Annotated in this window: 29 protein-coding genes and 1 other annotated feature; of the genes, 23 read left to right on the forward strand and 6 right to left on the reverse strand. The window is 41.0% G+C overall.

Annotation, left to right across the window (positions count from 1 at the left end):
• Nucleotides 1–162 precede the first annotated feature (162 nt).
• The 7 genes from ACZ5NG_RS02260 to ACZ5NG_RS02290 all read left to right on the forward strand — a co-directional run bounded on the left by ACZ5NG_RS02260 (nt 163) and on the right by ACZ5NG_RS02290 (nt 4,419).
• Nucleotides 163–1,134, forward strand: coding sequence for a hypothetical protein (locus tag ACZ5NG_RS02260; RefSeq protein WP_464252377.1), 972 nt, complete (start codon nt 163–165; stop codon nt 1,132–1,134).
• A 272-nt stretch (nt 1,135–1,406) separates the two neighbouring features.
• Nucleotides 1,407–2,090 (forward strand): DNA/RNA nuclease SfsA, encoded by a 684-nt coding sequence (gene sfsA, locus ACZ5NG_RS02265; protein WP_464252378.1) that lies wholly within the window; start codon nt 1,407–1,409, stop codon nt 2,088–2,090.
• 354 nt (nt 2,091–2,444) lie between these two features.
• Nucleotides 2,445–2,642, forward strand: coding sequence for an ATP-binding protein (locus tag ACZ5NG_RS02270; RefSeq protein WP_464252379.1), 198 nt, complete (start codon nt 2,445–2,447; stop codon nt 2,640–2,642).
• Nucleotides 2,639–3,277 (forward strand): 4Fe-4S binding protein, encoded by a 639-nt coding sequence (locus tag ACZ5NG_RS02275; protein WP_464252380.1) that lies wholly within the window; start codon nt 2,639–2,641, stop codon nt 3,275–3,277. Before ACZ5NG_RS02270 ends, ACZ5NG_RS02275 begins: the two co-directional genes overlap by 4 nt.
• Nucleotides 3,219–3,536 carry an ArsR/SmtB family transcription factor gene (locus tag ACZ5NG_RS02280; protein WP_464252381.1) on the forward strand — a complete coding sequence of 106 codons (318 nt, stop codon included), beginning with the start codon at nt 3,219–3,221 and terminating at the stop codon, nt 3,534–3,536. The genes ACZ5NG_RS02275 and ACZ5NG_RS02280 overlap by 59 nt, the downstream gene beginning before the upstream one ends.
• 198 nt (nt 3,537–3,734) lie before the next feature.
• A complete protein-coding gene (locus tag ACZ5NG_RS02285) occupies nt 3,735–3,971 on the forward strand; it encodes an HAD family hydrolase (protein WP_464252382.1) in 237 nt (78 codons plus the stop codon).
• Between the two features lie 91 nt (nt 3,972–4,062).
• Nucleotides 4,063–4,419, forward strand: coding sequence for an arsenate reductase family protein (locus ACZ5NG_RS02290; RefSeq protein ID WP_464252384.1), 357 nt, complete (start codon nt 4,063–4,065; stop codon nt 4,417–4,419).
• Nucleotides 4,420–4,503: 84 nt separating this feature from the next.
• On the opposite strand, the gene ACZ5NG_RS02295 is transcribed toward ACZ5NG_RS02290, so the two are convergent.
• A complete protein-coding gene (locus ACZ5NG_RS02295; RefSeq protein ID WP_464252385.1) occupies nt 4,504–4,758 on the reverse strand; it encodes a CPF_0552 family protein in 255 nt (84 codons plus the stop codon).
• Between the two features lie 263 nt (nt 4,759–5,021).
• Between ACZ5NG_RS02295 and ACZ5NG_RS02300 the strand changes: the two genes are divergently transcribed.
• From ACZ5NG_RS02300 to ACZ5NG_RS02365, 14 genes are all read left to right on the forward strand, one after another.
• Nucleotides 5,022–5,855: an exodeoxyribonuclease III gene (locus ACZ5NG_RS02300; RefSeq protein ID WP_464252386.1), complete on the forward strand. Its 834-nt coding sequence runs from the start codon at nt 5,022–5,024 to the stop codon at nt 5,853–5,855.
• Between the two features lie 240 nt (nt 5,856–6,095).
• Nucleotides 6,096–6,344, forward strand: a binding site (T-box leader).
• A gap of 98 nt (nt 6,345–6,442) precedes the next feature.
• Nucleotides 6,443–7,903 (forward strand): anthranilate synthase component I, encoded by a 1,461-nt coding sequence (trpE, locus tag ACZ5NG_RS02305; protein ID WP_464252387.1) that lies wholly within the window; start codon nt 6,443–6,445, stop codon nt 7,901–7,903.
• Nucleotides 7,903–8,535 carry an anthranilate synthase component II gene (locus ACZ5NG_RS02310; RefSeq protein WP_464252388.1) on the forward strand — a complete coding sequence of 211 codons (633 nt, stop codon included), beginning with the start codon at nt 7,903–7,905 and terminating at the stop codon, nt 8,533–8,535. The genes trpE and ACZ5NG_RS02310 overlap by 1 nt, the downstream gene beginning before the upstream one ends.
• Nucleotides 8,483–9,496, forward strand: a complete 1,014-nt coding sequence (trpD, locus tag ACZ5NG_RS02315) for an anthranilate phosphoribosyltransferase (protein WP_464252389.1) — start codon at nt 8,483–8,485, stop codon at nt 9,494–9,496. Before ACZ5NG_RS02310 ends, trpD begins: the two co-directional genes overlap by 53 nt.
• Before the next feature lie 18 nt (nt 9,497–9,514).
• Nucleotides 9,515–10,312, forward strand: a complete 798-nt coding sequence (gene trpC / locus ACZ5NG_RS02320; RefSeq protein ID WP_464252390.1) for an indole-3-glycerol phosphate synthase TrpC — start codon at nt 9,515–9,517, stop codon at nt 10,310–10,312.
• Between the two features lie 17 nt (nt 10,313–10,329).
• Nucleotides 10,330–10,962, forward strand: coding sequence for a phosphoribosylanthranilate isomerase (locus tag ACZ5NG_RS02325; protein ID WP_464252391.1), 633 nt, complete (start codon nt 10,330–10,332; stop codon nt 10,960–10,962).
• Nucleotide 10,963: 1 nt separating this feature from the next.
• Nucleotides 10,964–12,148: a tryptophan synthase subunit beta gene (trpB, locus tag ACZ5NG_RS02330; protein ID WP_464252392.1), complete on the forward strand. Its 1,185-nt coding sequence runs from the start codon at nt 10,964–10,966 to the stop codon at nt 12,146–12,148.
• Nucleotides 12,141–12,911, forward strand: coding sequence for a tryptophan synthase subunit alpha (gene trpA / locus ACZ5NG_RS02335; protein WP_464252393.1), 771 nt, complete (start codon nt 12,141–12,143; stop codon nt 12,909–12,911). Before trpB ends, trpA begins: the two co-directional genes overlap by 8 nt.
• Before the next feature lie 223 nt (nt 12,912–13,134).
• On the forward strand, nt 13,135–13,836 hold the full coding sequence (locus tag ACZ5NG_RS02340) for an MBL fold metallo-hydrolase (protein ID WP_464252394.1): 702 nt from the start codon (nt 13,135–13,137) through the stop codon (nt 13,834–13,836).
• A gap of 1,035 nt (nt 13,837–14,871) precedes the next feature.
• Complete coding sequence (locus tag ACZ5NG_RS02345; protein ID WP_093755188.1) at nt 14,872–15,564, forward strand: response regulator transcription factor; 693 nt, start codon at nt 14,872–14,874, stop codon at nt 15,562–15,564.
• An 84-nt stretch (nt 15,565–15,648) separates the two neighbouring features.
• The gene (locus ACZ5NG_RS02350; protein ID WP_461040651.1) at nt 15,649–16,572 is read left to right on the forward strand and encodes an ATP-binding cassette domain-containing protein; all 924 of its coding nucleotides are present in this window, start codon (nt 15,649–15,651) and stop codon (nt 16,570–16,572) included.
• The gene (locus tag ACZ5NG_RS02355) at nt 16,565–17,335 is read left to right on the forward strand and encodes an ABC transporter permease (RefSeq protein WP_464252395.1); all 771 of its coding nucleotides are present in this window, start codon (nt 16,565–16,567) and stop codon (nt 17,333–17,335) included. Before ACZ5NG_RS02350 ends, ACZ5NG_RS02355 begins: the two co-directional genes overlap by 8 nt.
• Before the next feature lie 11 nt (nt 17,336–17,346).
• Nucleotides 17,347–18,264, forward strand: a complete 918-nt coding sequence (locus ACZ5NG_RS02360) for a sensor histidine kinase (RefSeq protein WP_464252396.1) — start codon at nt 17,347–17,349, stop codon at nt 18,262–18,264.
• A 364-nt stretch (nt 18,265–18,628) separates the two neighbouring features.
• Nucleotides 18,629–18,916, forward strand: a complete 288-nt coding sequence (locus ACZ5NG_RS02365; protein ID WP_464252397.1) for a hypothetical protein — start codon at nt 18,629–18,631, stop codon at nt 18,914–18,916.
• Here ACZ5NG_RS02365 and ACZ5NG_RS02370 read toward each other — a convergent pair.
• Nucleotides 18,890–19,135 (reverse strand): hypothetical protein, encoded by a 246-nt coding sequence (locus ACZ5NG_RS02370; RefSeq protein WP_464252398.1) that lies wholly within the window; start codon nt 19,133–19,135, stop codon nt 18,890–18,892. The genes ACZ5NG_RS02365 and ACZ5NG_RS02370 overlap by 27 nt on opposite strands.
• A gap of 687 nt (nt 19,136–19,822) precedes the next feature.
• On the opposite strand from ACZ5NG_RS02370, the gene ACZ5NG_RS02375 reads away from it, so the two are divergent.
• Nucleotides 19,823–19,981, forward strand: coding sequence for a hypothetical protein (locus ACZ5NG_RS02375; RefSeq protein ID WP_464252399.1), 159 nt, complete (start codon nt 19,823–19,825; stop codon nt 19,979–19,981).
• Nucleotides 19,982–20,126: 145 nt separating this feature from the next.
• Here ACZ5NG_RS02375 and ACZ5NG_RS02380 read toward each other — a convergent pair whose 3' ends face one another.
• The 4 genes from ACZ5NG_RS02380 to istA are packed head-to-tail and all read right to left on the reverse strand — an operon-like array spanning nt 20,127 to nt 23,740.
• Complete coding sequence (locus ACZ5NG_RS02380; protein ID WP_464252400.1) at nt 20,127–21,023, reverse strand: IS3 family transposase; 897 nt, start codon at nt 21,021–21,023, stop codon at nt 20,127–20,129.
• The gene (locus ACZ5NG_RS02385; RefSeq protein ID WP_464252401.1) at nt 21,014–21,697 is read right to left on the reverse strand and encodes a transposase; all 684 of its coding nucleotides are present in this window, start codon (nt 21,695–21,697) and stop codon (nt 21,014–21,016) included. The genes ACZ5NG_RS02380 and ACZ5NG_RS02385 overlap by 10 nt, the downstream gene beginning before the upstream one ends.
• Nucleotides 21,698–21,731: 34 nt before the next feature.
• Nucleotides 21,732–22,526, reverse strand: coding sequence for an IS21-like element helper ATPase IstB (gene istB / locus ACZ5NG_RS02390; RefSeq protein WP_464252402.1), 795 nt, complete (start codon nt 22,524–22,526; stop codon nt 21,732–21,734).
• 2 nt (nt 22,527–22,528) lie between these two features.
• Nucleotides 22,529–23,740, reverse strand: a complete 1,212-nt coding sequence (gene istA, locus ACZ5NG_RS02395) for an IS21 family transposase (protein ID WP_464251620.1) — start codon at nt 23,738–23,740, stop codon at nt 22,529–22,531.
• 132 nt (nt 23,741–23,872) lie between these two features.
• On the opposite strand from istA, the gene ACZ5NG_RS02400 reads away from it, so the two are divergent.
• Nucleotides 23,873–26,824 carry a DNA methyltransferase gene (locus ACZ5NG_RS02400; RefSeq protein WP_464252403.1) on the forward strand — a complete coding sequence of 984 codons (2,952 nt, stop codon included), beginning with the start codon at nt 23,873–23,875 and terminating at the stop codon, nt 26,822–26,824.
• The last annotated feature ends 1 nt before the right edge of the window (nt 26,825 follow it).

The following is a 26,825-nucleotide window of genomic DNA, read 5'->3' on the forward strand; positions in this document are numbered from 1 at the left end:
AGATATAAAGATCGAGTTGCAGGTTGAGAACAAAAGAAAGGTTTGTGTCACATGATATATACTTTAAATGCTCGAGGTAATGTACTCTTGCCGGTCTTGAGACAGACTTTCCGATTAACTGACCAACAGAGCTATCGAATAATCAGTGAGATATTTTCTGAGATGAAAGCACTACTCAGCTCAAAAGGTATTGCCTACCATAACCTAAAATCAGCTCTCATACCTGTGCATAAAGATCGTTATGAGATGGCTTTTATATTTGATAGCTCAAAGATTGAAAGCGGATGGTATGGGTATAAAGTTTTTTCAGCACTTATACCGGCAATGAATAAAGAAAGTACATACAGTATTTTGTTAGGAGACATAATTGCCAACGGGGTTGACCAAGCTATGATACGGCAATTACTGTTTACAAACATGGAAAAATACCATGAAACTGTATATAAACACAGTACTCAGTATTATGTTGTATACATAAACAACCTAACAAAGAATCAAATTAATAAAATATTGAACACTTTAGCCAACGAAGAGTATTTTATCGGCTATGTAGACATGACTTTTGGAAGCATTTTAAAAACTATTTTAGCATATTGTCTTGTACCACATGCCATCAAGCATAAGAATATAATACTCCTGCCTCACGAAGCAGACAGAGATGATGCTGAAAATATAAACATATCGTTATATCCGTATGAGGATAATGGGTTTATCATCAAGAGTATAAATGAATTTTATTTTAATCTTTTTCTTTCATACAAGATAGAATCGCTTTATACTGATAAGGATGATTTATCCTTTTCGCTTAATGCTATATACCCCTCATACCGCTCAGTATTAGAGCTTCCACTTGTTATTCCAGAAGCAAAACTTACATACTTGATGACAGAAAAACAAAACATATTTTCATCGTTAGGGCTTGTTGATTACACAACAGATGAGTTGAGGCGAATCATCGTCGATAGAATGAGCCGGAGCTATATATATAACTTGGAATATCTAGAAGAGTACAATGTTCCTAAATTTAACGTATCGTTAGAGTTAAATACGCTGAGCGGAGGCATTAGAAAAGTTATTGTTTCTTTAAAATACATTATTGAATCTAATCAACTGCAACTGATAACTATGTACTGAATAAGAGATTTCCAAGAAATCTGGGAAATCCTGAATTTTTTGTATAAATGTTAGGTTAAAATGGTATGTAGCCAGAGGTTATGAACGTGGCGTATAGCTGTAACAATAGGTGCTAGGGTTTTACGCCCTTCCAAGTACGTCTATGGTGAATTGTTAATGACATGGGGGACCTTAACTTTGGAGAAAGGGGTAATCCGGTTCGGATGAACAGGATAATTGCGGGAAGTGTTTTGGGGGGGAATGATGACAGTTATTAATTCGGTGAAACAGACATGAAGTATAAAAATATAATCCATGCCAAATTCATAAATCGCCAGAATCGTTTTGTAGCCCATGTTGAGCTTGATGGCAAGGTTGAAACGGTGCATGTAAAGAACACCGGGCGCTGCAAAGAACTGCTTTTGCCCGGCAGGGATGTGGTACTTGTGAAAACAGATAATCCCGCAAGAAAAACCCAATACGATCTGGTAGCCGTATACAAGGACGGACTGGGCTGGGTCAACATTGACAGTCAGGCACCAAATCAGGCAGTGAAGGAGTGGCTGAATAATTCACCGGCACTGTTTAAAAATATCAGCTTGCTCAAACCGGAATATACTTATGGAAAATTCCGCGTGGATTTCTATCTGGAGTGTGCCTCCCGAAAAATTTTCATTGAGGTCAAAGGCTGCACGCTGGAAATAGACGGCGTTGGATATTTTCCTGACGCACCCACCGAACGGGGGGTAAGGCATTTGTACGAGCTTGCTGAAGCGGCAAGAAAAGGATATGAGTGCTATATCGCATTTGTTATCGCCATGCCCGGTGTTCGGAAAGTACTGCCTAATAAAAAAACCCACCCGGAGTTTGGTACGGCTTTGGCAGCGGCAATGGAAGCGGGTGTAAAGGTCCTTTATCTTCCCTGTAATGTTTTGCCGGATGAACTGACAATCGCTGATGTAGTGATTAGCTGCTGATATGTTTCGATGGTTCCACAAATAGCCCACAGACACCAATTCTATCAACATAAGCCTTTGGAGTATGTGGTCTTAATTTCTAAAAAATAAAGTCCAGGAAAGCTTAATAATACTAGGTTTTATGAAAGTAAAGCTATACCCTCGATATATGTACGTGGGAACATATCGGGGGTATATTTTTTTAGATTACACTGCCTTTGTTAGGAATAAAAGGTTATCATTCCCATTGACATATCCAAACATTCGAATATACTATCATATATAAGTATATTATAAATTACTTATATACCTGTTGTTTATTATGCGTTATTCTGTGTGGACAATAAAGTTGTCTAATAATAAAGGAGGTAAAACATGAGAAAAGCAAAAGTAAATCAAACAGAATGCGTGGCCTGTGGAGTTTGTGAAAAAGTCTGCCCGCGTCAAGCTATAACCATATTTCATGGAATTTACGCAGATGTTAACGAAGATTTATGTATTGGATGTAAAAAGTGTCAGAAGGTGTGTCCAGCTTCGGTAATTCAAGTTGTACAAAAGGAGGTTGCATCATGAAAAAGTGGAATGAATATTTATGGATATTCTCTGCAGTATATTTAACTTTAGGTTTTTTTAATATTCTGTTTGCCTGGATAGGGCTGATTTGCTTTATTACTCCCTTATTGCTCTCGATAATAGGTAAGGGTAAAATATACTGTAACAGATATTGTGGAAGAGGGCAGTTATTTGAATTATTGGGAGGCAGGTTGAAACTTTCTTCCAATCATAATATCCCTGCCTTTATAAGAAGCAAATGGTTTCGTTACGGCTTTTTAACATTTTTTATGACTATGTTTGCGATAATGGTTGTTTTCTCTACTTATTTAGTTTTTAGTGGAACTAATAATTTGCAAGAAGTGGTTACTCTTCTATGGACAATTAAACTCCCCTGGAACTGGACAAATACCAGTACAGTATCACCTTGGGTTGCCCAGTTCGCCTTTGGATTTTATAGTATTATGCTTACATCTACAATTTTGGGACTGATAACAATGTTTTTTTTCAAACCCCGTTCATGGTGTGTTTATTGTCCCATGGGTACAATGACTCAGGGTATAAGCATGCTGAAGCACAGAAGGAAGGTAAAACAGGATGGAACAGCAAGCAAAGGAAATAGCCGATTTGCTGAAGGTTATGGCCAATCAACATAGATTAATGATTTTATGCTACTTGATCGAAAGGCCAATGAATGTCAGTGAAATACACGAAAAAATACCTACTATATCTCAATCGGCTTTGTCTCAAAATTTAGCCCTGCTAAAGGCTCACGGCATTTTAAGCTCTAACAAATATGGCCTTCAGAATGTTTATCATATTAATGATGACAGGGTTAAAAAGCTTATTCAAACACTATGGGAAATCTATTGTAAACCCAATAAGGATGCCAAAGCAACAGCGAAGCAAAAGTAGCAGTAGGTATTATCATATTATGGCTCACCGGAATAATAGGTTGCTATAATTTTAAGCTTTTCTTTGGCTATTTTGCCTGAGTTAGAAATTTGGAGGTAGCACCCTTTATGACTGCTTCTATCCTACCGTAAGCTCGATGACGAGTTGTGGGCACAACCCAAAAGGGAAAATTGACAGTGGCACAAGTGATTCAAAAACGTGCCGATGGTATGGCAAGGGCAATGGGAAAGTGATGCCTATGTCTCCGGTGAAATCGGATACGAAAAACCTGCCAAGCGGATAGATGTACTTATGATTGAAAACAGTGTTTCCACTGATATACAAAGAGCCTTGGCTGCGGGCTGGCAAGCCGGCTATTTGAACCGTAATGGTAAAGCAAAAGCTTTTGGCTGTATTGAAATCCGAAGCTTGAAGGAATTGCTAAAGCTGTTATGATATAGTATATAAACATGGCTGCGTTTTAGCATTTTGGAATGATTTAAGCTGCAGGGAGAAAACCGCTGCAAGATCGAATGGGGGTATTTTTATGTTATTTGTGTGTTACCCAAAATGCACCACTTGCCAGAAAGCTAAAAAGTGGCTGCTAGAAAACCACATAGACTTTGAAGAAAGAAATATCAAAGAAAATAATCCTACAATCGAGGAATTGAAGGATTGGCATAAAAAAAGCGGCCTGCCACTGAAGAAGTTCTTCAATACCGGCGGACAGCTGTATAGAAAACTAAAACTGAAGGACAAGCTTCCCGGCATGAGGGAGGAAGAACAGTATAGCCTGCTGGCATCTGACGGCATGCTGGTAAAGCGGCCGATTCTCATTGCTGACGGCTTTGTGCTGGTAGGCTTTAAGGAAACTGATTGGAAAGCTGCCCTTGGCATGGAATAACTGACCTTTTTTCGACGAGCAAAAAACTCCACAGATAGTTAATTAACTGTCTGTGGAGCCCGAGGCTAATTTGCAAAATATTTTTTAACTTAAATCAATATAGCGTGCCGTAACTCCCTCAAGGCTGTTGAGCTCTTTTACCAAGGCCTCAACATCCTCCTTATTGCCGCAAGGCTGCAATACAATAATCCCGTCATTTGAACATGTGTCGTCACCTGCTTCATGCAGTCCCAAGCGCGCTTTGATCTTACAGCCGTTTTTTGTCAGGGTCTCTTGAAATTTTAATGCATTGTCAACTCTGTCCTCCATGCGGACGCCGATGATATAGTAGCAAGACATTAAACTACCCCTCCTTGGCGCAAATTTCCATAATATTCTTAAACTTCATTATAACAACTTCGAACTTTTGATACAAGCAAAATTTTCCTTTTTCCTACAACAACTTTAGACTATCTTTCTTTTTAAGGAAGAGGAAGCAATTTTTTCCATTACGCTATATTGAAACATATTGTAGAATATTTATATCAATGCATTTATCCTGAGTGAGTATTAATTAGCAACAGCCCAAGGGATGTATAAGTATGTCAGAGGAGGAAAAGCCTTTGAAGTTTATTTCATGGAATATTGATTCATTAAATGCTGCATTAACAGGTGCCTCAAAACGGGCCCTATTAAGTCGCAAAGTATTAGAAAGCATTGCAGAAAACAATCCCGAAGTAATTGCCTTACAGGAAACCAAGCTGCCAAGGGGCGGACCTACTAAAAAGCAATTGGAAATATTAAATAACATGTTTCCGGAATATGAAATTGTCTGGAACAGCTCAGTAGAACCGGCACGGAAGGGTTATGCCGGCACCATGTTTTTATATAAGAATTCTTTAAAGCCAAAGGTAAGCTTTCCCAAAATCGGCGCCCCTGGCACTATGGATTTTGAAGGTAGAATTATCACCCTGGAGTTTGATAACTTTTACTTAACGCAAGTGTATACCCCCAATGCGGGAGAAAAATTAAGTCGGCTGAAGGAACGGCAGATTTGGGATATTAAATATGCTGACTATCTTGAAAATCTGGATAAAGAAAAATATGTTATTGTAGCGGGGGATTTCAATGTAGCACATAAAGAAATTGATTTGGCCCATCCTGACAGCAACCGTAATACAGCCGGCTTTACTGACGAGGAACGTGAAGGTTTTACCAATCTGCTAAAAAGAGGTTTTACCGATACCTTTCGCTATCTACATGGCGATGTAACAGGTGTTTATTCCTGGTGGTCTCAGCGTGCTAAAACAAGCAAAATTAACAATTCCGGCTGGAGAATTGATTATTGGTTAGTTAGTGACAGAATTGCCGATAAGGTTATCAAATCTGAAATGATGGATTCAGGGCCCAGACAAGACCATACACCCATATTGCTGGAAATTGGCTTAGAGTTATAAAAGAGAAAGCATATACAGCCGGTGGGGGAATTTCATTTAAAATATGCTCTTCTCAAGTCAACTTTTTATGGGGATTATTGTCGGCAACCCATTAATTATGCTCAAGGTAAAAACTATGAAGAAAATAATCAGTCTTCTGTCACAAGTTAAACAAAAAGAGTTTAAAATATTATTGACAGAGATACTAAGTTATATTAAAATAATCCGAAATTTCAATATGTCTTATGCAAATTAAAATTGATGAAACCGAAGAGCAAGAGTAGTAAGAATAATCTATTGCATTCAGAGAGCCGCTGCCTGGTGAGAATGCGGCTGCAAGGGTTATTCCGAATGGACTTGCGAGGGAAGCCCGAAATCGAAAGAGAGTAGGCGCTTACGGGGAGCCTGCCCGTTATCAGGGGGATGCATATGATGGTATGCAAAAGTGAGCGGGTGTAGTTATACACCAATTTGGGTGGCACCGCAGAAGCGTAAGCTTTTGTCCCATTTTAGGGACAAAAGCTTTTTTATTTTTTACTTATATCCTTTGGCAGCGTTAATAAAAAACAGAACTCATTTATTGAAAATTAATAAATGGGGTGATTATTATGATAACTCCCGATTTCCAAGAAATCCGGCAATTGGCGGAAAACTACAATGTCATTCCGGTCTGTAAGGAAATTTATGCGGATATTACAACCCCGATTGCCCTTTTGAGAAAAATCTCCCGTATAAGCAACAGCTACTATCTGCTTGAAAGCGTTGAAGGCGGGGAAAAATGGGGCAGATACTCTTTTTTGGGCTTTGATCCCATTGCGCGAGTTACATGCAAGAACGGGGAGATAACCATAAAAGAGCATAACGGCAGCAAAACGGTGTATTTCCGCAAACCCCTTGAAGTGATACGGGCTTACCTTTCGGAGTATAAAGCCCCAAAACCGGCAGAAATGCCTCCCTTTGCCGGAGGGTTTGTAGGATATTTCTCCTACAGCATGATCAAATATGCGGAGCCGGTGTTAAAGCTTAGGAGCAGTGAATTTAATGATTTTGACCTTATGCTGTTTGACAAGGTAATTGTCTACGACCATCTAAAGCAAAAGATTATTGTAATTGTAAACATGCGAAACGGCAATGTAAAAGAAAATTACCGAAAAGCAATAGATGATATCGAAGGTATCGTCAAGTTAATAAAAGAGCAGATAATGCTGCCGCAGTCCGTGATGACAAGCGTGCCTCGCTTTACATGTAACGTTTCGAAAGATGAATACTGCGCTATGGTAAATAAAGTAAAGGAATATATAAAAAAGGGCGATATATTTCAAGCTGTAATTTCCCGGCGGTTTGAAACGGAATACAAGGACAGTCTTCTTAATGCTTATAGGGTTTTAAGAACAACCAATCCGTCGCCATACATGGTGTTCATGCAAAACGACGATGTTCAGTTGATCAGTACATCGCCGGAAACCTTGGTCAGACTGCAAAACCGTGTGCTTACAACCTTCCCCATAGCAGGCTCGAGGCCCCGCGGCAAAACACCCGAAGAGGACAAAGCTTTGGAAACTGAACTGCTGCAGGACCAAAAGGAACTGGCGGAGCACAACATGTTGGTTGACCTGGCAAGAAATGATTTGGGGAAAATATCGGAGTTTTCCAGCGTTCGCATTACAAGTTACAAGAAAATACTGCGCTATTCAAAGATTATGCATATTACTTCCGAAGTGGAAGGGCAAATCAAAGCAGGAAAAGACGCGCTGGACGCAATAGAGGCGCTCCTGCCGGCGGGGACATTGTCCGGTGCGCCCAAAATTCGCGCATGTGAGATTATTGAAGAATTGGAAAAAGAGCCGAGGGGTATATATGGCGGCGCCATAGGCTATATAGGCTTCACTGGCAATATGGATATCTGCATTGCTATACGAATGGCAGTAAAAAAGGACAATAGGGTCTATGTTCAGGCCGGCGGGGGAATCGTGGCGGACAGCATACCCGAAAGGGAATATGAAGAATCCGAAAACAAGGCCAAGGCAGTAATAGAGGCAATTATTTCAGCAAGTGAGGTGGATGAGTGATGATTTTGCTGATCGATAATTATGACAGCTTTTCCTATAATTTGGTGCAGCTTGCGGGGGCCATCAACAGTAACATCAATGTGATTCGGAATGATGAATTGACAGTAAAAGAAATTAAAGAAATGCGCCCGTCCCATATCATAATTTCGCCGGGGCCGGGCCACCCGAAAAATGCCGGGATTTGTGAAGAGCTTGTAGAGCAAATGAAAGGATATGTTCCAATTCTCGGCATATGCCTCGGCCACCAGGCGATATGTGAGGTATTTGGGGCTTCCATAGTACCTGCAAAACGCTTGATGCATGGGAAACAAAGCGATGTTCATATTGCCAACGGAAGCGGCATATTCAAAGGCCTGCCCCCTATAATACGGGCGGCAAGATACCATTCGCTCATTGTGCAAAAAGAATCCCTTCCCGATGAGCTTTTGGTAATTGCAGAAGACGAAGATGGGGAAATCATGGGTGTAAAACACAGGGATTACGAAATATACGGGCTTCAGTTCCATCCGGAATCGGTATTGACGCCGCAAGGGGCTATAATAATGAGAAATTTTTTACAATTAGTGGGGGTGAAGATTAATGATAAAAGAAGCCATCCACAAATTATTGAACGGGGAGAACCTGTCACTTGAAATGACCAAATCGGTTATGGATGAGATTATGAGCGGGAATGCCACTAACGCCCAGATAGCCTCCTTTATTACCGCGATGAGAATGAAAGGCGAGACAATCGATGAGATTACGGCATGCGCCATAATTATGAGAAAATACGGCACAAAGTTAAAGTATGATGGCGACCTTATGGATATTGTTGGAACCGGCGGTGATCAGTCAAACACATTTAACATATCCACTGTCTCCTCCCTTGTGGTTTCGGCCGCAGGCATACCGGTGGCAAAGCACGGTAACAGGAGCGTGTCCAGCAAATGCGGAAGTGCCGATGTGCTGGAGGCCTTGGGGGTAAAAATTGATATTCCCGTAGCAAAAAGCGAAAAGATTTTGAAGGAAATAGGGATTTGCTTTATGTTTGCCCCCTACTACCATTCTTCCATGAAATATGCCGCGCCGGTAAGAAAAGAGCTTGGCGTACGTACAATATTCAACATTTTAGGGCCCCTTTCAAATCCTGCCAACGCAAATTTGCAATTGCTGGGTGTTTATGATGAAAACTTGGTAGAGCCTCTTGCCAGAGTGCTTTGTAACCTTGGCGTAAAAAAAGCCATGGTAGTGCATGGGCATGACGGGCTGGACGAAATATCCTTAACCTCTTCATCCACCGTTTGCGAAGTAAATAACGGATATTTGAATAGTTTCTTTTTAGACCCAAAACAGTTTGGTTTTGAATACTGCAAACCGGAGGATTTAGTAGGCGGCGGCCCGCAAGAGAATGCCGAGATTGTAAGAAGGATATTAAGCGGAGAAAAAGGGCCTAAAAGGGATGTCGTGCTGCTAAACTCCGCGGTATGCCTTTATATGTTCTATGACAAGCTCACTTTAAGGGAATGCGTGAGGATGGCTGCAGACATAATCGACAGCGGCAGGGCCATGGCGCAGCTTGAAAATTTCGTTCGGCTGTCCAATGGGGAAGAATGAGAGAAGGCAGGTAATAATATGATTCTTGATATTATAGCGCAATCTACAAGGAAGCGTGTCCAATCGGCTAAAACAAAAGTGCCCATTGATATATTAAAATCTCAGATTTTTAATAACGGGAAAGCACAAAGGTTTAAAAGCCGTCAGGACTTTGCCTTTGAAAAGGCATTAAAAAACGAGGGGATTTCTTTTATATGTGAAGTTAAACGGGCCTCCCCCTCCAAAGGAATAATTGTGGCGGATTTTCCCTATAAAAAAATTGCCAAAGAGTATGAAAAGGCTGGCTGTAATGCTATTTCGGTATTGACAGAACCGGAGTATTTTAAGGGCAGTGATGTTTACCTTAAGGAAATTAGCGAGTCGGTAACGGTTCCGGTGCTCCGAAAAGATTTCATTATAGATGAATATCAGATTTATGAATCAAAACTTATCGGTGCGGATGCGGTATTGCTAATTTGTGCATTGCTGAATACCGATACCCTTAAAAGATATTTAAAAATTTGTGATGAGCTTGGGCTTTCTGCCCTAGTGGAGGCCCATACGAAGGAGGAAATTATTTGCGCAATTTCAGCCGGAGCCAGAATAATCGGAGTAAATAACCGCAACCTTAAGACTTTTGAGGTAAACATCCGCAATTGCATAAATTTAAGGGAATTAGTGCCAAAAAATATAATTTATGTTGCGGAAAGCGGTATTCAAACACGAGAGGACGTTGCATTGCTTGAAAAAGCCGGGGTTGACGCGGTTTTGATTGGAGAAACCCTGATGAAAAGCGAGGATAAAATAGCTATGCTTTCATATTTAAGAGGCGGCTAAAGCTGAGGTGTTCTTAAATGGCAAAGATAAAAATATGCGGCTTGACGCGCCGGCAGGATATCGACGCTGTAAATACCGCCCTTCCCGATTATATCGGTTTTGTTTTCGCAAAAAGCAGAAGGCAGGTTGACGAAATGCAAGCAAAGGCGCTGAAAGCGGCATTAAACCCTTCCATAAAAGCAGTGGGGGTATTTGTAAATGAAGAAATCGGGAAGATAATACGGCTATGCAACTCCCAGGTGATTGATTTGATTCAGCTCCACGGCGATGAAAATGAGGATTATATAAAAAAGCTTAAAAACTGTGTGCCGAACAAAATAATAAAGGCAGTCAGGGTTAAAAACCGGGAAGATATAAAAAAAGCGATGGCGTTTTCCTCCGACTATTTGCTGTTTGATGCGTACCATGAAAGCATGTACGGAGGCCTTGGCAGGACCTTTGACTGGTCGTTGATTTCCGGCGTCAACAGGCCGTTTTTTCTGGCAGGCGGTATTAATTCAGACAATATAATGCGGGCAATTACGCAATGCAGCCCTTACTGTATTGATGTCAGCAGCGGAGTGGAGACAAACGGTTACAAAGACCCGAAAAAAATAATGGATATTGTGGCTAAGGCAAAGCAGACAAATAAACAGGGAGAGGATGATTAATATGTCAAAGGGAAGATTCGGAATCTACGGCGGCCAATTCATCCCCGAGACTTTAATGAATGCCGTTATCGAGCTTGAAGAAGCATATAACCGGCTTAAATATGATGCCAAATTCAACTTAGAACTTGATAAGCTTTTAAAAAAATATGCAGGCCGCCCTTCCTTATTGTACTTTGCGGAAAAAATGACCGAAGATCTGGGAGGGGCCAAAATTTATCTAAAAAGAGAAGACTTAAACCATACCGGTTCCCATAAAATCAACAATGTGCTGGGGCAGGTGCTCCTTGCAAAGTACATGGGCAAAACCCGTGTAATTGCCGAAACGGGAGCCGGACAGCATGGAGTTGCCACTGCAACGGCCGCTGCCCTTATGGGAATGGAATGCGAAATATTCATGGGCGAGGAGGATACCCAACGTCAAGCTCTAAATGTATATCGCATGAAGCTGTTGGGCGCAAAAGTGCATGTGGTTACGAGCGGCACCCGAACTTTAAAAGATGCGGTGAACGAAACCCTGCGCGAGTGGAGCAGACGCGTCAGCGACACCCATTATTTGCTGGGATCCGCCGTGGGGCCTCACCCCTTTCCCACCATTGTCCGGGATTTTCAAAGCATTATCGGCCGTGAGGTTAAAGAACAGATGCTGAAAGCCGAAGGCAGGCTTCCTGATGTACTGGTGGCTTGCGTTGGCGGCGGAAGTAATGCGATAGGCCTTTTTTATGATTTTATCAATGAACCGAATGTCCGTCTTATTGGTTGCGAAGCTGCCGGCCACGGCATTCACACTCAAGAAAACGCCGCAACAATAACAACCGGAAGAGTAGGCATTTTCCACGGTATGAAGTCCTATTTCTGCCAAGATGAATACGGGCAAATCGCCCCGGTTTACTCCATTTCGGCCGGACTGGATTATCCGGGAATAGGCCCCGAACATGCATACCTGCATGATACCGGCAGGGCGGAATATGTAGCGGTTACGGACGACGAAGCGGTAGAAGCCTTTGAATACCTGTCCCGTATAGAAGGAATTATTCCGGCAATCGAAAGCGCCCATGCGGTGGCCTACGCTAAAAAAATCGCCCCGGCAATGGGACGGGACCGGATTATAGTAATTGGCCTTTCAGGCAGAGGAGATAAAGACGTTGCTTCAATAGCACGCTATAGGGGAGTGGAAATTCATGAATAGGCTTAAACAGGTATTTGCTAACGGAAAAGCATTTATTCCCTTTATAACTGCGGGGGATCCTGCGATAGAAATAACCGAACAATTGGTGCTTAAGCTGGCAGAAGCCGGTGCCGACTTAATTGAGCTGGGAATACCCTTTTCCGATCCGGTAGCCGAAGGACCGGTGATTCAAGACGCAAATATCCGTGCTTTGTCCGGCGGTATGACAACGGATAAAATATTTTTTATGTTAAAAGGGTTGCGAAAAACCTGCAATGTGCCCATAGCTTTTATGACATACGCCAATCCGGTGTTTGCTTACGGTGCTGAAAAATTTTTTAAAAATTGCAAAGAGGCGGAAGTTGACGCTATTATTGTTCCCGACTTGCCCTTTGAAGAACAGGAAGAACTTCTGCCTTTTTGCTCAAAATATAATGTTTCCTTAATTTCAATGATTGCGCCTACCTCACGCAACCGTATACAAATGATTGCCAAAAAAGCGCAAGGCTTTATTTATTGTGTATCATCCATGGGAGTGACCGGTATTCGGGAAAATATCAGCGATGATGTTAAGGAAATGGTGAAACTTGTAAAAGAAGTGAATGACATTCCGTGTGCAATAGGTTTTGGCATTGCAACACCCGAACAGGCAAAAAAAATGGCCGAGTATTCCGATGGCGTTATAGTAGGGAGTGCAATTGTAAAAATTGTGGAACAATACGGCTTTGAATGTGTGCCCCATGTTGCGGAATATGCGCGCATGATGAAAAACGCAATTAAATAATCTTTCGGTAAGTTTAGATAACGGGAAACGGAGGAGGCAAAAGCACGTAAACAGTGCTTTTCCCCTTTTATCCCGTTATCCCTCCACATCCACCTTCAAGCCGGATTTAATACCGCCGTTTTTGTTCTTGTACGGTGCCTGTGTTTAAGCAGCTTACCGCAAAAATTGGATCAAGATTGGTGTCTAGCAAATAGATGCCATACTAATATTTGGAGGGGTACTGATGGCTGACATTATTCAAATAAACGGTAATACTTGGCGAATCGAGGACAACGGGGTACGTTTTTTCTTGCTGACAGGAACGGAAAAGGCACTGCTCATTGACAGCGGTATGAATACGCCGAATGCAAAACAGATTACAGAAAGTATCACAAAACTGCCGGTCATGCTTCTAAATACACATGCTGATCCGGATCATATTTCAGGTAACGGAAGTTTTGATTATTTTTATATGCATCCTGACGAAGAGGATAATTATAGGGCAAATGGCGGTTTGGGAGCTATTCTGCCTGTAAAGGATAATGATGTTATAGATCTTGGAAACAGACCGTTGAAAATTATTTTTATACCAGGGCATACGCCCGGTAGCATAGCTGTGCTGGATGTAAACAACAGGGTGCTTATTTCAGGAGATACCGTTCAGGATGGAAATATCTTTATGTTTAAGGAACACAGGAATATGTCCCTGTATATTGAGAGCCTGAAGAAGTTGTCCATGCTTACCGATGAATTTGATACAATATACCCGTCGCATGGTTCCTTCCCGGTCTGCTCCGAATTAATTGCAAGCCTTATTGAAGGAGCTGGGCAGATTTTGGATGGAACGGCAAAAGGTAAGGTTGTTGATATGTTCGGTACCCCGGTAATGTTTTATAAATTTCCATATGCAGGTTTCCTGTGCGAAATCCCTGAGAGCAAATCATGAAGAAAACACATAGGGCATCATTTTATTGTGGCTTATATTTCTGCCAGGGTTGACGGCCGATATCGATTTCTGGCAGAAGCAATTGAGGCCGATCTGGCATATGAAATCTAGCTAAAAGCATGAGCGCATTGCACCGTGGGCGAAGGATGACAACCCTTCTACCCTGGCCACAAGGTTCTAAACTTCGAAAGGTGCAGCCGGTGGACATGTTCCCTTAGACCCATCATGTGGAGTGTATGGTAGAGATGCAAAAAGTATAATCTTTCAAATAGACTGACTTTACAAGGCTTCCGACGGTTTTCAGTTTGTTATAAATGGAAGGGAAATTAAGAACTTTATTAATTGATGATTGGAAAATTGTTATATCTGATGAATCGCTAGATCCTTAGAATCTAAAGGTAGGGCAGTTAATTTCAATTATGTTTAAAAATTGGAGGCACTTCAATGAAAATTGTAGAAACGTCCTAGGAGTTCTATAAGTTTGCTTTATTCGTATTTGGTGTTTCACTTTTTCTAATAGGTCTTATAAATAATGGTTATGGGTGGAATTTAAGTATTCTTATTAAAAGGGTTTTATATGGATTATTTTAGGTGTGGGACTTAAAATTAAAAGCTATTATAAAGACATAAACTTGGAAACTTAAAAAGAGAAGGTCTTTGTTATGATGGCTCTGTAATAAAAATAATTCTTTCTCCATGGGTTAGGATTGGGAGTTTTATAGCAGCAAGTGTTAAATGTTTCTACAAAACTGAAAATGGCGAAAGATTAGCTAGGAGTGGCTATCATCTTCTTTTGACTTTTAATAGAAGAGAAGATTTGCATGCAAAAATTTACATTGCTCATAACATTTTGGAGAATTACGTTATAGAACTTTATCGAAGGGGTAGCCACAGATATGCAAGTCATGAAAAATAGTAGGTTTTGCAAAATAAATGAAAGTTTGTCTACACTTATTTCACTTTATTATTTAACTTATTGTTGCTATACTTGCATTAAAATCTAAATAGAAATCATCACTAAAGTAAAAAGGTGATATTATGAAAAAAATAAATATTTTAGTCGTAGAAGATGATAATGATATAAATAATTTATTATGTAATATTATAAAAAAAAGCGGATACACAGCACAAGCTGCTTATTCAGGAACTGAAGCAATGCTTTATATTGAAAAACAAGAGTGGGATATGGTACTTCTTGATTTGATGCTTCCAGGAATGACTGGTGAAGAGGTTCTTTCAAAGATTAGAGAAAATAGTTTGGCACCTGTAATTATTATTTCAGCTAAGGGAGAAGCCCAAACAAAGGTGAAAACCTTAAGGACAGGTGCAGATGACTATATTACCAAGCCCTTCGATATCGAAGAAGTTTCAGCAAGAATCGATTCTCTTTTAAGAAGATATAAGCATTCAAAAGGCTCTGAACGAAGGAAGATATTTACCCATAAAGACATCTGTCTTGATACGGAGTCAAAAATAGTTACAGTAAATGGGGTTGAGGTCCCATTAACAGCCCGTGAATATGAAATATTATTGCTTTTGATGCAATCGCCAAAAAAGATCTTTACTAAATCTAATATTTACGAGAGCATATGGGGAGATGATTTTTTAGGAGATGAAAATACCATTAATGTCCATATAAGTCATATAAGGAATAAATTATCAAAAATCAATCCAGAGGAAGAATATATTGAAACTATCTGGGGCATGGGATATAGATTAAAAAATTAAGGTTTTTTTAATAATTTATTAAGACTCTCTTATGAATTAATTATTATATTAAGGATATAACCATAAGAGAGGTAGGTAGATTCAATGGGTGAATATGTATTAAGAACTAAGAATATTTATAAAAAATATGGAAAAAGTCTTGCTCTTGACAATATAAATATTGAGATAAAAAAGGGCGAGATTTATGGATTTATTGGACAAAATGGTGCTGGAAAAACAACTCTACTTAGAGTAGTTACAGGTCTTACAATTCCCACTAAAGGAACTGTGGAATTATTTGGACAAAGTAGTGAGAAAGGATTAGTAAAATCCATTAAGAGAGTAGGGGCAGTAGTTGAAAGTCCTGCTTTATTTCCAAATATGTCAGCATATGAAAACTTGGAGCTACATCGCTTACAAAAGGGAATTCCAGATAAAAAATGTATTGATAGGACCTTAAAATTAGTCGGACTAGAAAACACAGGAAGAAAGAAGGTAGTAAATTTTTCACTAGGTATGAAGCAAAGATTGGGTATTGCCATTGCACTTTTAAGCGATCCTGAATTTCTAATTCTTGATGAGCCTACAAATGGATTAGACCCTATGGGAATAGTTGAACTTCGTAAACTTATAAAAAGGCTAAATAGAGAAAGAGAAATGACCGTTTTAATATCTAGTCATATACTAAGTGAACTACATCAACTTGCCACACGATATGGTATTATTCATAAAGGAGGGCTTTTAGAAGAGATTTCAGCATCAGAACTAAATCAAAAATGTAGGCAGTATTTACGGATTAAGGTGGATAATCCTAGCAAGGGAGCTACTGTGTTGGAAACTGAACTTAATTCAACAGATTTTGAAATTATGCCAGATGGAATCATAAAGTTATACAGCCATCTAAATGATATACAAAGGGTATCCTTAGCACTGACTAAGAACAATCTTATTATAGAACACTTTTCACAAGCAGGTGATGACTTGGAAAGTTATTTTGCAAAACTTGTGGGAGGTGTTAACAATGATTAATCTAATTAAGGCTGAATTATTTAAGTTAAAAAGGAATCGTACTTTTTGGGTTTTGATGGGAGTAGTAACATTTATATATGGACTGGCTAACTATTTAGTTATAATAGATTGGTGGAAAATGCACAATACAGGCTTTTACAATATAGGATTAAAAGAGTACAATGCCATGGAAATGGTAAAGCTGCCACTGATTTTTAATTTAATTATAAGTACTTTGGCTGGTTTTTTTATTAATATAGACTATACTACAGGAACCATTAAAAATCAGATCTTAAGTGGAAATGAAAGAAGCCGCATTTATTTAGCAAAGTTAATTGTTTTTTCCTTAGGCTCAGTAATTACTGCTGTAATATTGCCATTAATGACAGTTGTACTTGAAACTATTTTTTTAGGCCATAGTGATATTTATACTAGTGAAACAGTTATGTATTTATTAAGGGCTTTTAGTTTATATACTCTGATTATAATTGCTTATTCATCAATTATAATGTTGATAGCTTCTATAACTAAAGAAAGTGGAAGGACTATTATTATTACTATTATTATGACTATTATATTATTTATAATCGATAAGGCTTTAATCTTTAAATATGAAATAGTTAGAACCATATATGAAAATACTATATTCTATCAGATTTATCAAGCATTCAATTCTTCCATTACATCCGATGAAATTGGGAAGAATATTTTAATTTCCTTAGCAACATTTATTGTAATATCTTTTTGTGGTAGTAGGATTTTTAAAAAACAAGAAATCAAATAATATGAAAGTGGGTGAGAAAAATACTATATATAATAATTATATTAAGCTTATTATTAATAGTTTTTCTTACCCAATTATTATTTATAAAAAAACAACTTAAAAATATAACAGAGCAATTGAAAAATTATAATATGAGAAAAACTGATAAGAAAATAGACATAACATTCCTAAATAGGGAGATAGAAAGTATTGCTAGTGAAATTAATAATTTAATTGATTTGCATATACAATCAAATACAGAGAAAAAATCTGCTGAAAGACAGCTAAAACAGGCTATAGCAAATATGTCCCATGATCTAAGAACACCCTTAACATCTATTTTAGGATATATTCAACTGATGGAAGATGATGAGATTTCGGATGAAGAGAGGAAGCAATATTTAAAAATTGCTAAGGACAGAACAAAGAGGTTACAGACTTTACTAAATGACTTTTTTGAACTTTCTGTTATTGAATCTGTTGATTATAGTTTGAAATTAGAAAATTTAAATATAAAAAGTATTGTCGAAGAAACCATTATAAATCTATACGATAAATTTAATGAAAAACAAATAGTGCCAGATATTCAAATGCCTAAAGAAAAAGTTAGTATTAATGCAGATGAATCAGCTACAAAAAGGGTTATAGAAAATCTTGTCTCTAATGCTATAAAATATTCATATAGAAATATAGCTATAATACTTGAAAAGTCGAAAACAACTGTAGATTTAACTATAAGCAATGATGCGGAAAATTTAACAGAGAAGGATGTTGAATTATTTTTTGATAGATTTTACATGGCAGATCAAACTCGCTCAGGTAAAGGAACAGGATTAGGCCTATCTATTGCACAGAGTTTAATGGATAAAATGAATGGAGAGCTTTCTGCTGAATTAAAGGATGGGTACTTACATATGAAGTGCAGTTGGGCACTAACGGATAATAAATAAGCTAGGAGTTAAAGCCTATTCCAATAGAAGTAAGCTTACTTATTAAAGCGTTAATAGTGCAAGAAGACTATGACTATGATACTTAAATATCTAAGCAAATAGCAAAGGAACTTGGCTTGTCAAGAGATTCAGTTAGGGGTTACTGTAAAAGAAATGGATTAGACGGGTACGGTACGGAGAAGAGTTCTTTAGTGAATATAAGAAAACAAGAGTAGGGGGGTACTAATACCAAAATCCCCTATTTCTGCGTATTATTATCATTTCTCTGCCACAATCCATGTGGAGACGGTTGTTCTTTTGTCCCACAAAAGAACTTGATGATTTTATCTGCGTAAAGATAAATTTGTCAAGCAATAGACAGAGGATGCCTGACATAGTTACATATAAGTTGATTCAGCAGTATGTTGAGGAGCATTACGGATTCAAGGTTCATACAGCGTATGTTGCGGAAGTAAAAAGAAAGCTGGGTTTGCCAACATACCCAGCTCCCAATGCAGTAGCACGAAGAAAATATCGTTATTATTCAGTGCCCCAGTATAAAGAAGAAGCTATAATAGACGCCTTAAATACTTCAAGGTTATTGATTAAACTTCTTGACGGTTTTATTCGTCAAGGAGTTTTTATTTTATCCGCACCCATAAAGGGTCAATAAAGCTCTGTAAGCGTCAGGGTTTCTATTATCTAGCCATTCTTCTAAATTTGCCACAATTACACGTTTGTCAAAGTTGACTATATCGTCGTCACATTCTCCGGGTGGATGCCAGTAGGCACAGCCCAAAGCGGTAAATCTCTTGTATGTTTCACTAGCGACGTCTACATCCTCATAAGCTGCACAATACCGGTTTTGGAGACCCCCTCCCGCCCATGTCACCCGCTCGCCTCCCGACCCCTTACTTTAAGCGGCTTTCAGCCGCTGGTAGGATTTACCTTCATGCTTTAGCCGTTACCTTTTCTTGTATCACAGTGTTTGACCGAATCGTTACCAATGATATCCAGCTTTAGGATGGCATTCCTTTACAAAAACTGCTGTAAAGCCACGACCGCCTCTATACCCCTTCCTCCGTTGGTGATAATAGTTATACATCAACAGAGAAAAGTATACAAGTCTATTTGGCAAAGTTAAACATGGGATTGCACAAGTTGCTGCTCTTCTAGAGAGATCTTTAACTCTGCTCTTTCAACAAAGACAGGCACGTCATGGATATGTTTGTTCATAACAGGTATTTGAATGGATTGAATGATAGCTCGACTCCTTTATATCCTTGTATCATTGTGCATGATAGGGTAGGTATTGCACGTATTCTATTATTCTGTACAAAACAGGCCTATGAAGTACATGATCAAACAGCGTCTTATGTGTTGCTTTTAGTTTCTTCCGAATTCTATTCTAAGGAGGATGAAATTGACTATCGATGTAGAATAATTATATGAAGGTAAAGCTACAGGCAGGATGCTTCGGAAATCGTTTAAATAGGTTTTCGTTGTGCCTATCATCTCGGACCTGGTGGAGAAAGGCCGGGAGGAGTCAGAAAAAGAAAGAAAGGCAAGGTGAATAGCGATGAGCACTCCTCAGATAAAATTCCAACAACTTCTGCGCGAGCTATTTCAATTTGACTGTGCTGACCTGGATTTCGGCATCTACCGCATCATGAACTTCAAGCGGGCAATCATCGAGCGCTTTATCTCCGAGGACCTGCCACTGTCAACACCGGTTTAAAATTCCCCGATTTCTCCGGTGAGAAATTCCCCACCCTAGTGTAAAATTATCTAGCTTTCATCATCCCTGAACTGCCCCCTGTCAAGTAGACGGCTGAAAAAATAAAAACTCTGCAACTGGACTCCTAAAAAAGAGGTCCAGTTTTTTATGCCGCATTTTCGAGCAGTTGGCGGTATGTCATGGGAGGCATTCCGTTCAGCTTCTTTTGCCGACGCTCGTAGTTGTAGAAATATATGTATTTCTCAATAGCTGCTGCCAGACTGTCGTAATCCTCAAATTTGTTAAGATAGTACATTTCACATTTAATAATACCCCAAAAGCCTTCCATAGGGCCGTTATCAATACAACAACCGACCCTTGACATGCTTTGTGTCATGCCTGCCTTATCTAATCTAGCCTTAAATTGCCTACTCGTGTATTGAAAGCCTCTATCACTATGAAACAGCGGGCGCGCATCTGGGTATTTGGATACGGCCAAGTCAAAGGTGTCAAGTACAAGTTGATTGTTGTTACTGCGGCCCATAGCAAAAGAGACAATGCTTTTGTCCTTAAGGTCGAGAATTGCACTCAAATACAGCCTCTCATTATTTCCATACCTGAATTCTGTTACATCGGTCAGCCATTTCTCGTTAAGTTTTTCAGCTGTGAAATCACGATTTAAGATGTTCTCTGCGGTAATCTCCGGCGTAGAACGCTGGTATTGTGGTCGCTTTCTGCGAATGACGGCTTTTAAACCCGCAAGACTGGTAAGTCGATATATTCGTTTGTAATTGTAATTGGTTCCGTATCTTGCGTTTAGCTCATCTGTCAATCGCCTGTATCCATATATGCCATTGAATTCAGCGTAAAGATGACCGAGTTTATGAAGAATATCCTCGTTTTCCCGCTCACGGGCACTCTTCGTGCGGCGGAGCCACTTGTAATAGGATGATCTGTTCAAATCTAATATCCTGCAAATATTTTCTATTGGATATCCTTCTTTTTCATGCAGCTCCTTTACTGTCAGGTAAAGCTTTTCCTGACGGACGCCGCTTAACCCCACCTCCTTTCGATTTCTTGGAGCTTTTTTAATACGGCGTTCTCCATTTCTTTCTGTTTGAGCTCGGCTTTAAGCATCCTGTTCTCTGCTCTTAAACGCTCAGTTTCATTCATTTCTTCCAGTGGCTTGCGTTTCCCACGCCTGTCAACGAGGCCATCTACGCCATTTTTCTCATACTTACGTACCCAGCTATATATCTGCTGATAAGAGACCCCATACTTCTCAATTGTTGCAGCATAGTCCTTACCATTGGCTATGCAGTAGCTTACAATTTCAATTCTCTCATCTAATGTGGTCTTACGCCCTTTGGTCATATAGATTTCTCTCCCTCGGCCTTCTGGGGCCCGAAATTCTTTATGACCATTATACACCTTTATCCAATACCGAAGTGGTGTTGTACTACGGATTTTAAACCTTTTACATATCTCCAGTAGACTTCCTTCACCATTGAGATATGCCTTTACTGCTGCAGTTTTAAGCTCTACGCTATACCTAGTGTTCGTTTGTGTCGTTGCTAAACCGGATGGCCCCATGGCATCATAATTTGCTAACCAATGTCTAATACTAGAACGGCTTACTCCGTATTCACGCGAGATGCTTTCGAGGTTTCCTTCACCTCGCAGGTACTTTTCGACTGCTTCTAATTTCTCTTCGTAACTGATGTTTTTTTGTCCCATGAAAAACTCCCCTTTAAGTAATCATCAATTTCAGTTATTTCAAGCATCTACTCAAAGGGGAGCATATCACCCCCTTACTAAGGCATAAGCCTGATTTTTTCTTGTTTTTCATGCGGTAACTGGAGCCGCGAATGTTAACAATGCTAGCATGGTGCAATAATCTGTCCAAAATGGCAGTAGCTATGACACTTTCACCAAATATATCAGCCCATTCCGTGAAGCTCTTGTTGGAAGTAAGGATAATACTCCCGTTTTCATACCGCTCGGATATGATATTGAAGAATAAAGATGCTGAGAGCTTGTCTAGCGGATGGTAGCCAATTTCGTCAATTAAGAGAACTTTCGGACGTATATACTTTTTCATCTTCTTTTTTAGGCGATTTTCCTCATAAGCTTTCTTTAGATCGGCAATAAGTTCATCAGTCTTTACAAAATATGCAGTTGCTCCCTGGGCAATAGCTTCCATAGCAAGGGCTACCGACAAATGCGTTTTCCCCACTCCCGGCGGCCCTAAGAAAACTACATTCCCGGCCTCATGTACAAACCGTAAAGTGGCCAATTCTTTAATTTGCCGTTCATCTACTGATGGTTGAAATGAAAAGTCAAAATCGGCAATAGTCTTCTGGAAGGGAAGTCGTGCCATGCTTAACCTGGTTTTAAATGCACGGTCCTTCCGGGCTGATAATTCTTCCTCTACCAGTGTATTTAGAAAATCAAAGTATGTTTGGTCTTTATCAACTGCTTCTTGAAGCCGGTATTCTAAAGTTCTGGCCATTTCTTTTAGCCCCAGTTCGGTAAGATGTTCACGCAATATTTCAATCTGCAGCATTGCTATACACCTTCCCAAACCAGGGATTCATAGTAGTCTAAAGGCCTTTTTTCAACCTGAGGCGGTTGAAGCACTGTTACAGAGTTTTTTCTGCGCTGGCTGGTAATGTTTTGGCCAGGAAGCCCATAGTAATGTTCCGGTTTTGCAATACGCTGATAACGTTTATGTTTTACCAGGGTGTGTTGAGTGAGCATTTGCCCTTGCCAATATACTTGTAGTTGGTCCCCGATAATTCTAAGCAAAACATCTCGTCCGATTAACTGCCAGGGTACAGAATAGAAGTTGCATTTGTAGGAAACAAAGCAGTCTCGGCTGACTTTGCGCTGGCAGTAATATGCCAAGTCAAAGTCTGGGTAACCGGTATATGGCTGCAATAACTCATGGGCCCACCGAGTAACCGGCTTTTCTAGAGTAGTAGAGTGAATACGTACGTTGGCCTTTTCATCCCGCCACTTGTGGGCTTGGAAATTGAGGTCTTCCAAGGAACTGAACTTGCGCCCGGGAAAGAAGTTTTCCCGGATATACCGGATTGGGCGTTCTACTTTGCCTTTAGTCCGCGCCCTGTACGGATGACAAAGCCGGGGACTGAAATTAAAGTGAACACTAAAATCCAAAAACCGTTCGTTCCAGATGATATGACCGTTATCATCACGCCCCAGGGTTACTGTCTTGGTGTTGTCGTAAAGTATTTCTTTTGGTATGCCTCCAAAAAATTCAAAAGCATTAATGTGGCATTTTAATAGTGTTGCAACATCCTGAGATGTGGTAAACTCTAGATAGAGCATACGTGAGTAACTTAATACCATAACAAAGCAATACAAGGGACGGCGTGCTCCATCTAGGTCGATGATATAGCCGAAATGAGCCCAATCTACCTGGGCCTGTTCACCAGGTCTTGTTTCATATCTTACGGTTGCTTGGGCCTTTAATACTGGCCGGTATGGCTGCATAAAGTCTCTCAATATGGTAATTTTACCTTTATAGCCCTTATCTTTTATTTCATCATAGATGACGGTGGCGTTAAGTACACCTTCTTGCATACGGGAAACTATATATTCTTTATATTCATCTAACTTACTAGGTCTTCTCCGCCTAACTTTTTTGGGCGGGCCATCAGATTGTATCCATTTTCTTATGGTTTTGCGGTCTCGCCCGGTACGGCGAGCAATTTCGCTGATAGAAACACCATTTTCATACATTTGCTTAATGTTCAACCATTCCCCACTCCCTACGTAAATTTTAAACACCTCCGATTTGCCAGATCTTCGGTGTTTATATTTCTAGGGGGTGGGGATTTTTTCCCCGGTGATTATAGGGATTTTATCACCGTTTTTAACACACGCTTGGTGAACGATGAGCTAAACAAGGGGGCACTGGCTGCGCAAAGTCAAGCCATGCAAGAGCTGGATGCTGCCCGGAAAAAGGTGCTGGAAGCGCTGGGCGAGGGTGCCCTCGACGCTGATGGCAACTTAGCCGAGAAATACCGTGAGACAAAGGCAGGAAGAGAATATCTTGTTGCTCAGGAACGGGCTAGATCCGCCAAGGGACGCGAGGCGCTGGAGACGGCTATCTACAACCATCTTTATTCCTTTTTCAGCCGCTACTGGCAGGACGGCGACTTCATTTCCAAGCGCCGTTACTCCAAAAAGGAACGCTACGCCATCCCCTACAATGGTGAGGAGGTCTATCTTTATTGGGCCAACTACGACCAGTATTACGTCAAGACCGGTGAGTACTTCACTGATTATACATGGAAGGCTCCCCATGGCGTAATTGTGTACTTCAAGCTAAAGGGCGCCGACGTGGAACAGAACAACATCAAGGGTGAAAAGCGCTTCTTTCTGCCGGGACTGGACGAAATCACCTGGGACGCCAACACCAGTACCCTCATCATTCCCTTCGAGTTCCGCCCGCTTAACCAGGAAGAGCAGAGTACCTACGGTAAAAGGAACCAGCAGGAGGCCATTATTACTGAAGCACTGGAAAAGATTCCAAAACGTCTGCCCAAGAACGCCCCTGAGGCTTTGGCAGCACTGATTGCCGAAAAGCGCCGCACCGACGGGACGGCAGTAACCCTGCTGGAACACCACCTGCGCCAGTACACCCGGCGCAACACCAGCGACTTTTTCATCCACAAGGACCTGAAGGGCTTCCTCTCCCGCGAACTGGACTTTTACCTGAAGAACGAGGTGCTCAACTTGGAGGAGATGGAAGCCGCGGGCGAGGGGCTGGCCGAGGGTTGGTTCCAACTCATGCGTCTGATCAAGCGCATCGGCCTAATCATCATTGAGTTCCTGGCACAGATAGAAAACTTCCAGAAAATGCTCTGGGAAAAGAAGAAATTCATCACCGAGACTTTTTATGTCATCACTGTTGGCAACATTCCCGAGACGTTCTACCCCGAGATTGCCGAAAACGAGGCGCAGTGGGAAGAATGGAAGAAGATCTTAGCCATTGATACCCTGCCACAAGACCTGCTTTCCGGCAACTGTCAAACGCCGGAAGGCCGTATTGCATTTCTCAAAGCACACCCCTCCCTGCCGCTGGATACGCGCCACTTTTCGCCAGACTTCACCGACCGTCTGCTGGCGAGTTTTGACGATTTGGACGAAATGACTGACGGCCTCTTGGTACACTCCGAAAACTGGCAGGCGCTCAACCTGCTCCAGGAGAAGTACCGCGGGCGGGTGAAGTGTGTGTACATAGATCCGCCGTATAACACGGGAAGCGATGAGTTCATTTACAAAGACAATTATCAACATTCCTGCTGGATATCAATGATAGCCGACAGATTATCAATAGCTAGCCCTTTATGGGGAGATGGCCTTATTTTCATAAGTTGTGATTTCCATGAATATCAAAATCTTATAGGCATAATGGAGGCTCTTTATGGCGAAACCAATCGAGTGGCTACTTTTCACTTTAAGGTAAGACATGAAGGGCGAATTCTTACTGGCGATAAAGAAGTCCAGGAAGTGATAGAGTACGTAGTCGCGTTTAAACGGCCTTGTTATGCAGTTGCTAAGCTGGAGATGCCCGAACGGTTAGAGAATTATCGATACCGGGTAGTACTTGATAAAGAGCCATCAGAAGTCACTACACTTGGTGGTAGACGCGTAGAGGTTTTTGAACCTGAGCACTATCACATAATAGTTGAGGAAATGCCTGACAGTTCGCTTCTCAAACCTATTAGCGTTCGTGGCACTATACGTAAAGGTAATAGTAGCGGTAGGTTTGCAGTTGCAAACATTGAAGGCCGTTACGCTCCTGGTACATTGCTAAAAGTGGAAGGAATTGGTGATGATGGGTTGGGTTATAGGTTCTTTTTAGTGCCAAAGGATGCTAAGAACATAATCTATTTTCAAGGAGTTCCTCGCACCCGTATTGGAAGGAAAAAGCCTTTTCCAACATTTTATGATATGGTAGACGAGTTTAATGTGGTTGGTTACGAAGGCGATGTAAATTTCAGATACGGAAAGAAACCTGTCGCATTTATGCGGAAGCTGTTCGAAATAGCCGATCCTCCCAAAGACGCATTTATCCTCGACTACTTCGCTGGCTCCGGCACCACCGGCCATGCCGTCATCAACCTGAACCGCGAAGACGGCGGGCGGCGGAAGTTTATCTTGGTGGAGATGGCGGATTACTTTGATACCGTGCTCCTGCCACGCTTGAAGAAAGTTACCTTCTCGCCGGAGTGGAAGGACGGCAAGCCCAAACGTGTGGCCACGGCAGAAGAAGCCGAGCGGGGTCCGCGTATCATCAAGGTAATACGCCTGGAATCCTACGAAGACGCCCTCAACAATCTATTACCCTTCGATGAAAGCGGTGGGCAGGTGGCGATGCAGTTCGAGGACTACTTACTCAAGTACATGCTTCGGTGGGAGACGCGCAAAAGCGAAACCATGCTGAATGTGGAAAAACTCAGCAAGCCCTTTGACTACTGCTTGCACATTTACTGCGATGGCGAGACTTGTGTTAAAAAAGTGGACCTTCCCGAGACCTTCAACTATCTCATCGGTCTGGACGTGGCAAAGCGGCAGGTGCTGGACGATAACGGCCGTTACTACCTGGTTTATCGCGGCGCGACGCGCGATGGCAAGAGCACCGTGGTCATCTGGCGCGAAACCGCAGGCTGGACAGAGGAAGATTACAAAAGCGATCGCGATTTTGTGGCCAAGCACAAATTTACCGAGGGTGCGGACGTTATCTATGTCAACGGCGATTCGCTCATCCCCGGCGCACAGGCGTTGGAAGGTGTGTTCAAGGCAAAAATGTTTGCAGGCGTGGAGGGATAGG

Source organism: Desulfovectis peckii (assembly GCF_055391705.1).

Coding starts and splice junctions, on each gene's coding strand:
- ACZ5NG_RS02260 (WP_464252377.1), top strand. CDS start 163: ATGAAAGCACTACTCAGCTCAAAAGGTATTGCCTACCATAACCTAAAA.
- sfsA (WP_464252378.1), top strand. CDS start 1,407: ATGAAGTATAAAAATATAATCCATGCCAAATTCATAAATCGCCAGAAT.
- ACZ5NG_RS02270 (WP_464252379.1), top strand. CDS start 2,445: ATGAGAAAAGCAAAAGTAAATCAAACAGAATGCGTGGCCTGTGGAGTT.
- ACZ5NG_RS02275 (WP_464252380.1), top strand. CDS start 2,639: ATGAAAAAGTGGAATGAATATTTATGGATATTCTCTGCAGTATATTTA.
- ACZ5NG_RS02280 (WP_464252381.1), top strand. CDS start 3,219: ATGGAACAGCAAGCAAAGGAAATAGCCGATTTGCTGAAGGTTATGGCC.
- ACZ5NG_RS02290 (WP_464252384.1), top strand. CDS start 4,063: ATGTTATTTGTGTGTTACCCAAAATGCACCACTTGCCAGAAAGCTAAA.
- ACZ5NG_RS02295 (WP_464252385.1), bottom strand. CDS start 4,758: ATGTCTTGCTACTATATCATCGGCGTCCGCATGGAGGACAGAGTTGAC.
- trpE (WP_464252387.1), top strand. CDS start 6,443: ATGATAACTCCCGATTTCCAAGAAATCCGGCAATTGGCGGAAAACTAC.
- ACZ5NG_RS02310 (WP_464252388.1), top strand. CDS start 7,903: ATGATTTTGCTGATCGATAATTATGACAGCTTTTCCTATAATTTGGTG.
- trpD (WP_464252389.1), top strand. CDS start 8,483: ATGATAAAAGAAGCCATCCACAAATTATTGAACGGGGAGAACCTGTCA.
- trpC (WP_464252390.1), top strand. CDS start 9,515: ATGATTCTTGATATTATAGCGCAATCTACAAGGAAGCGTGTCCAATCG.
- ACZ5NG_RS02325 (WP_464252391.1), top strand. CDS start 10,330: ATGGCAAAGATAAAAATATGCGGCTTGACGCGCCGGCAGGATATCGAC.
- trpB (WP_464252392.1), top strand. CDS start 10,964: ATGTCAAAGGGAAGATTCGGAATCTACGGCGGCCAATTCATCCCCGAG.
- trpA (WP_464252393.1), top strand. CDS start 12,141: ATGAATAGGCTTAAACAGGTATTTGCTAACGGAAAAGCATTTATTCCC.
- ACZ5NG_RS02340 (WP_464252394.1), top strand. CDS start 13,135: ATGGCTGACATTATTCAAATAAACGGTAATACTTGGCGAATCGAGGAC.
- ACZ5NG_RS02350 (WP_461040651.1), top strand. CDS start 15,649: ATGGGTGAATATGTATTAAGAACTAAGAATATTTATAAAAAATATGGA.
- ACZ5NG_RS02355 (WP_464252395.1), top strand. CDS start 16,565: ATGATTAATCTAATTAAGGCTGAATTATTTAAGTTAAAAAGGAATCGT.
- ACZ5NG_RS02365 (WP_464252397.1), top strand. CDS start 18,629: ATGCCTGACATAGTTACATATAAGTTGATTCAGCAGTATGTTGAGGAG.
- ACZ5NG_RS02375 (WP_464252399.1), top strand. CDS start 19,823: ATGAGCACTCCTCAGATAAAATTCCAACAACTTCTGCGCGAGCTATTT.
- ACZ5NG_RS02385 (WP_464252401.1), bottom strand. CDS start 21,697: ATGGGACAAAAAAACATCAGTTACGAAGAGAAATTAGAAGCAGTCGAA.
- istB (WP_464252402.1), bottom strand. CDS start 22,526: ATGCTGCAGATTGAAATATTGCGTGAACATCTTACCGAACTGGGGCTA.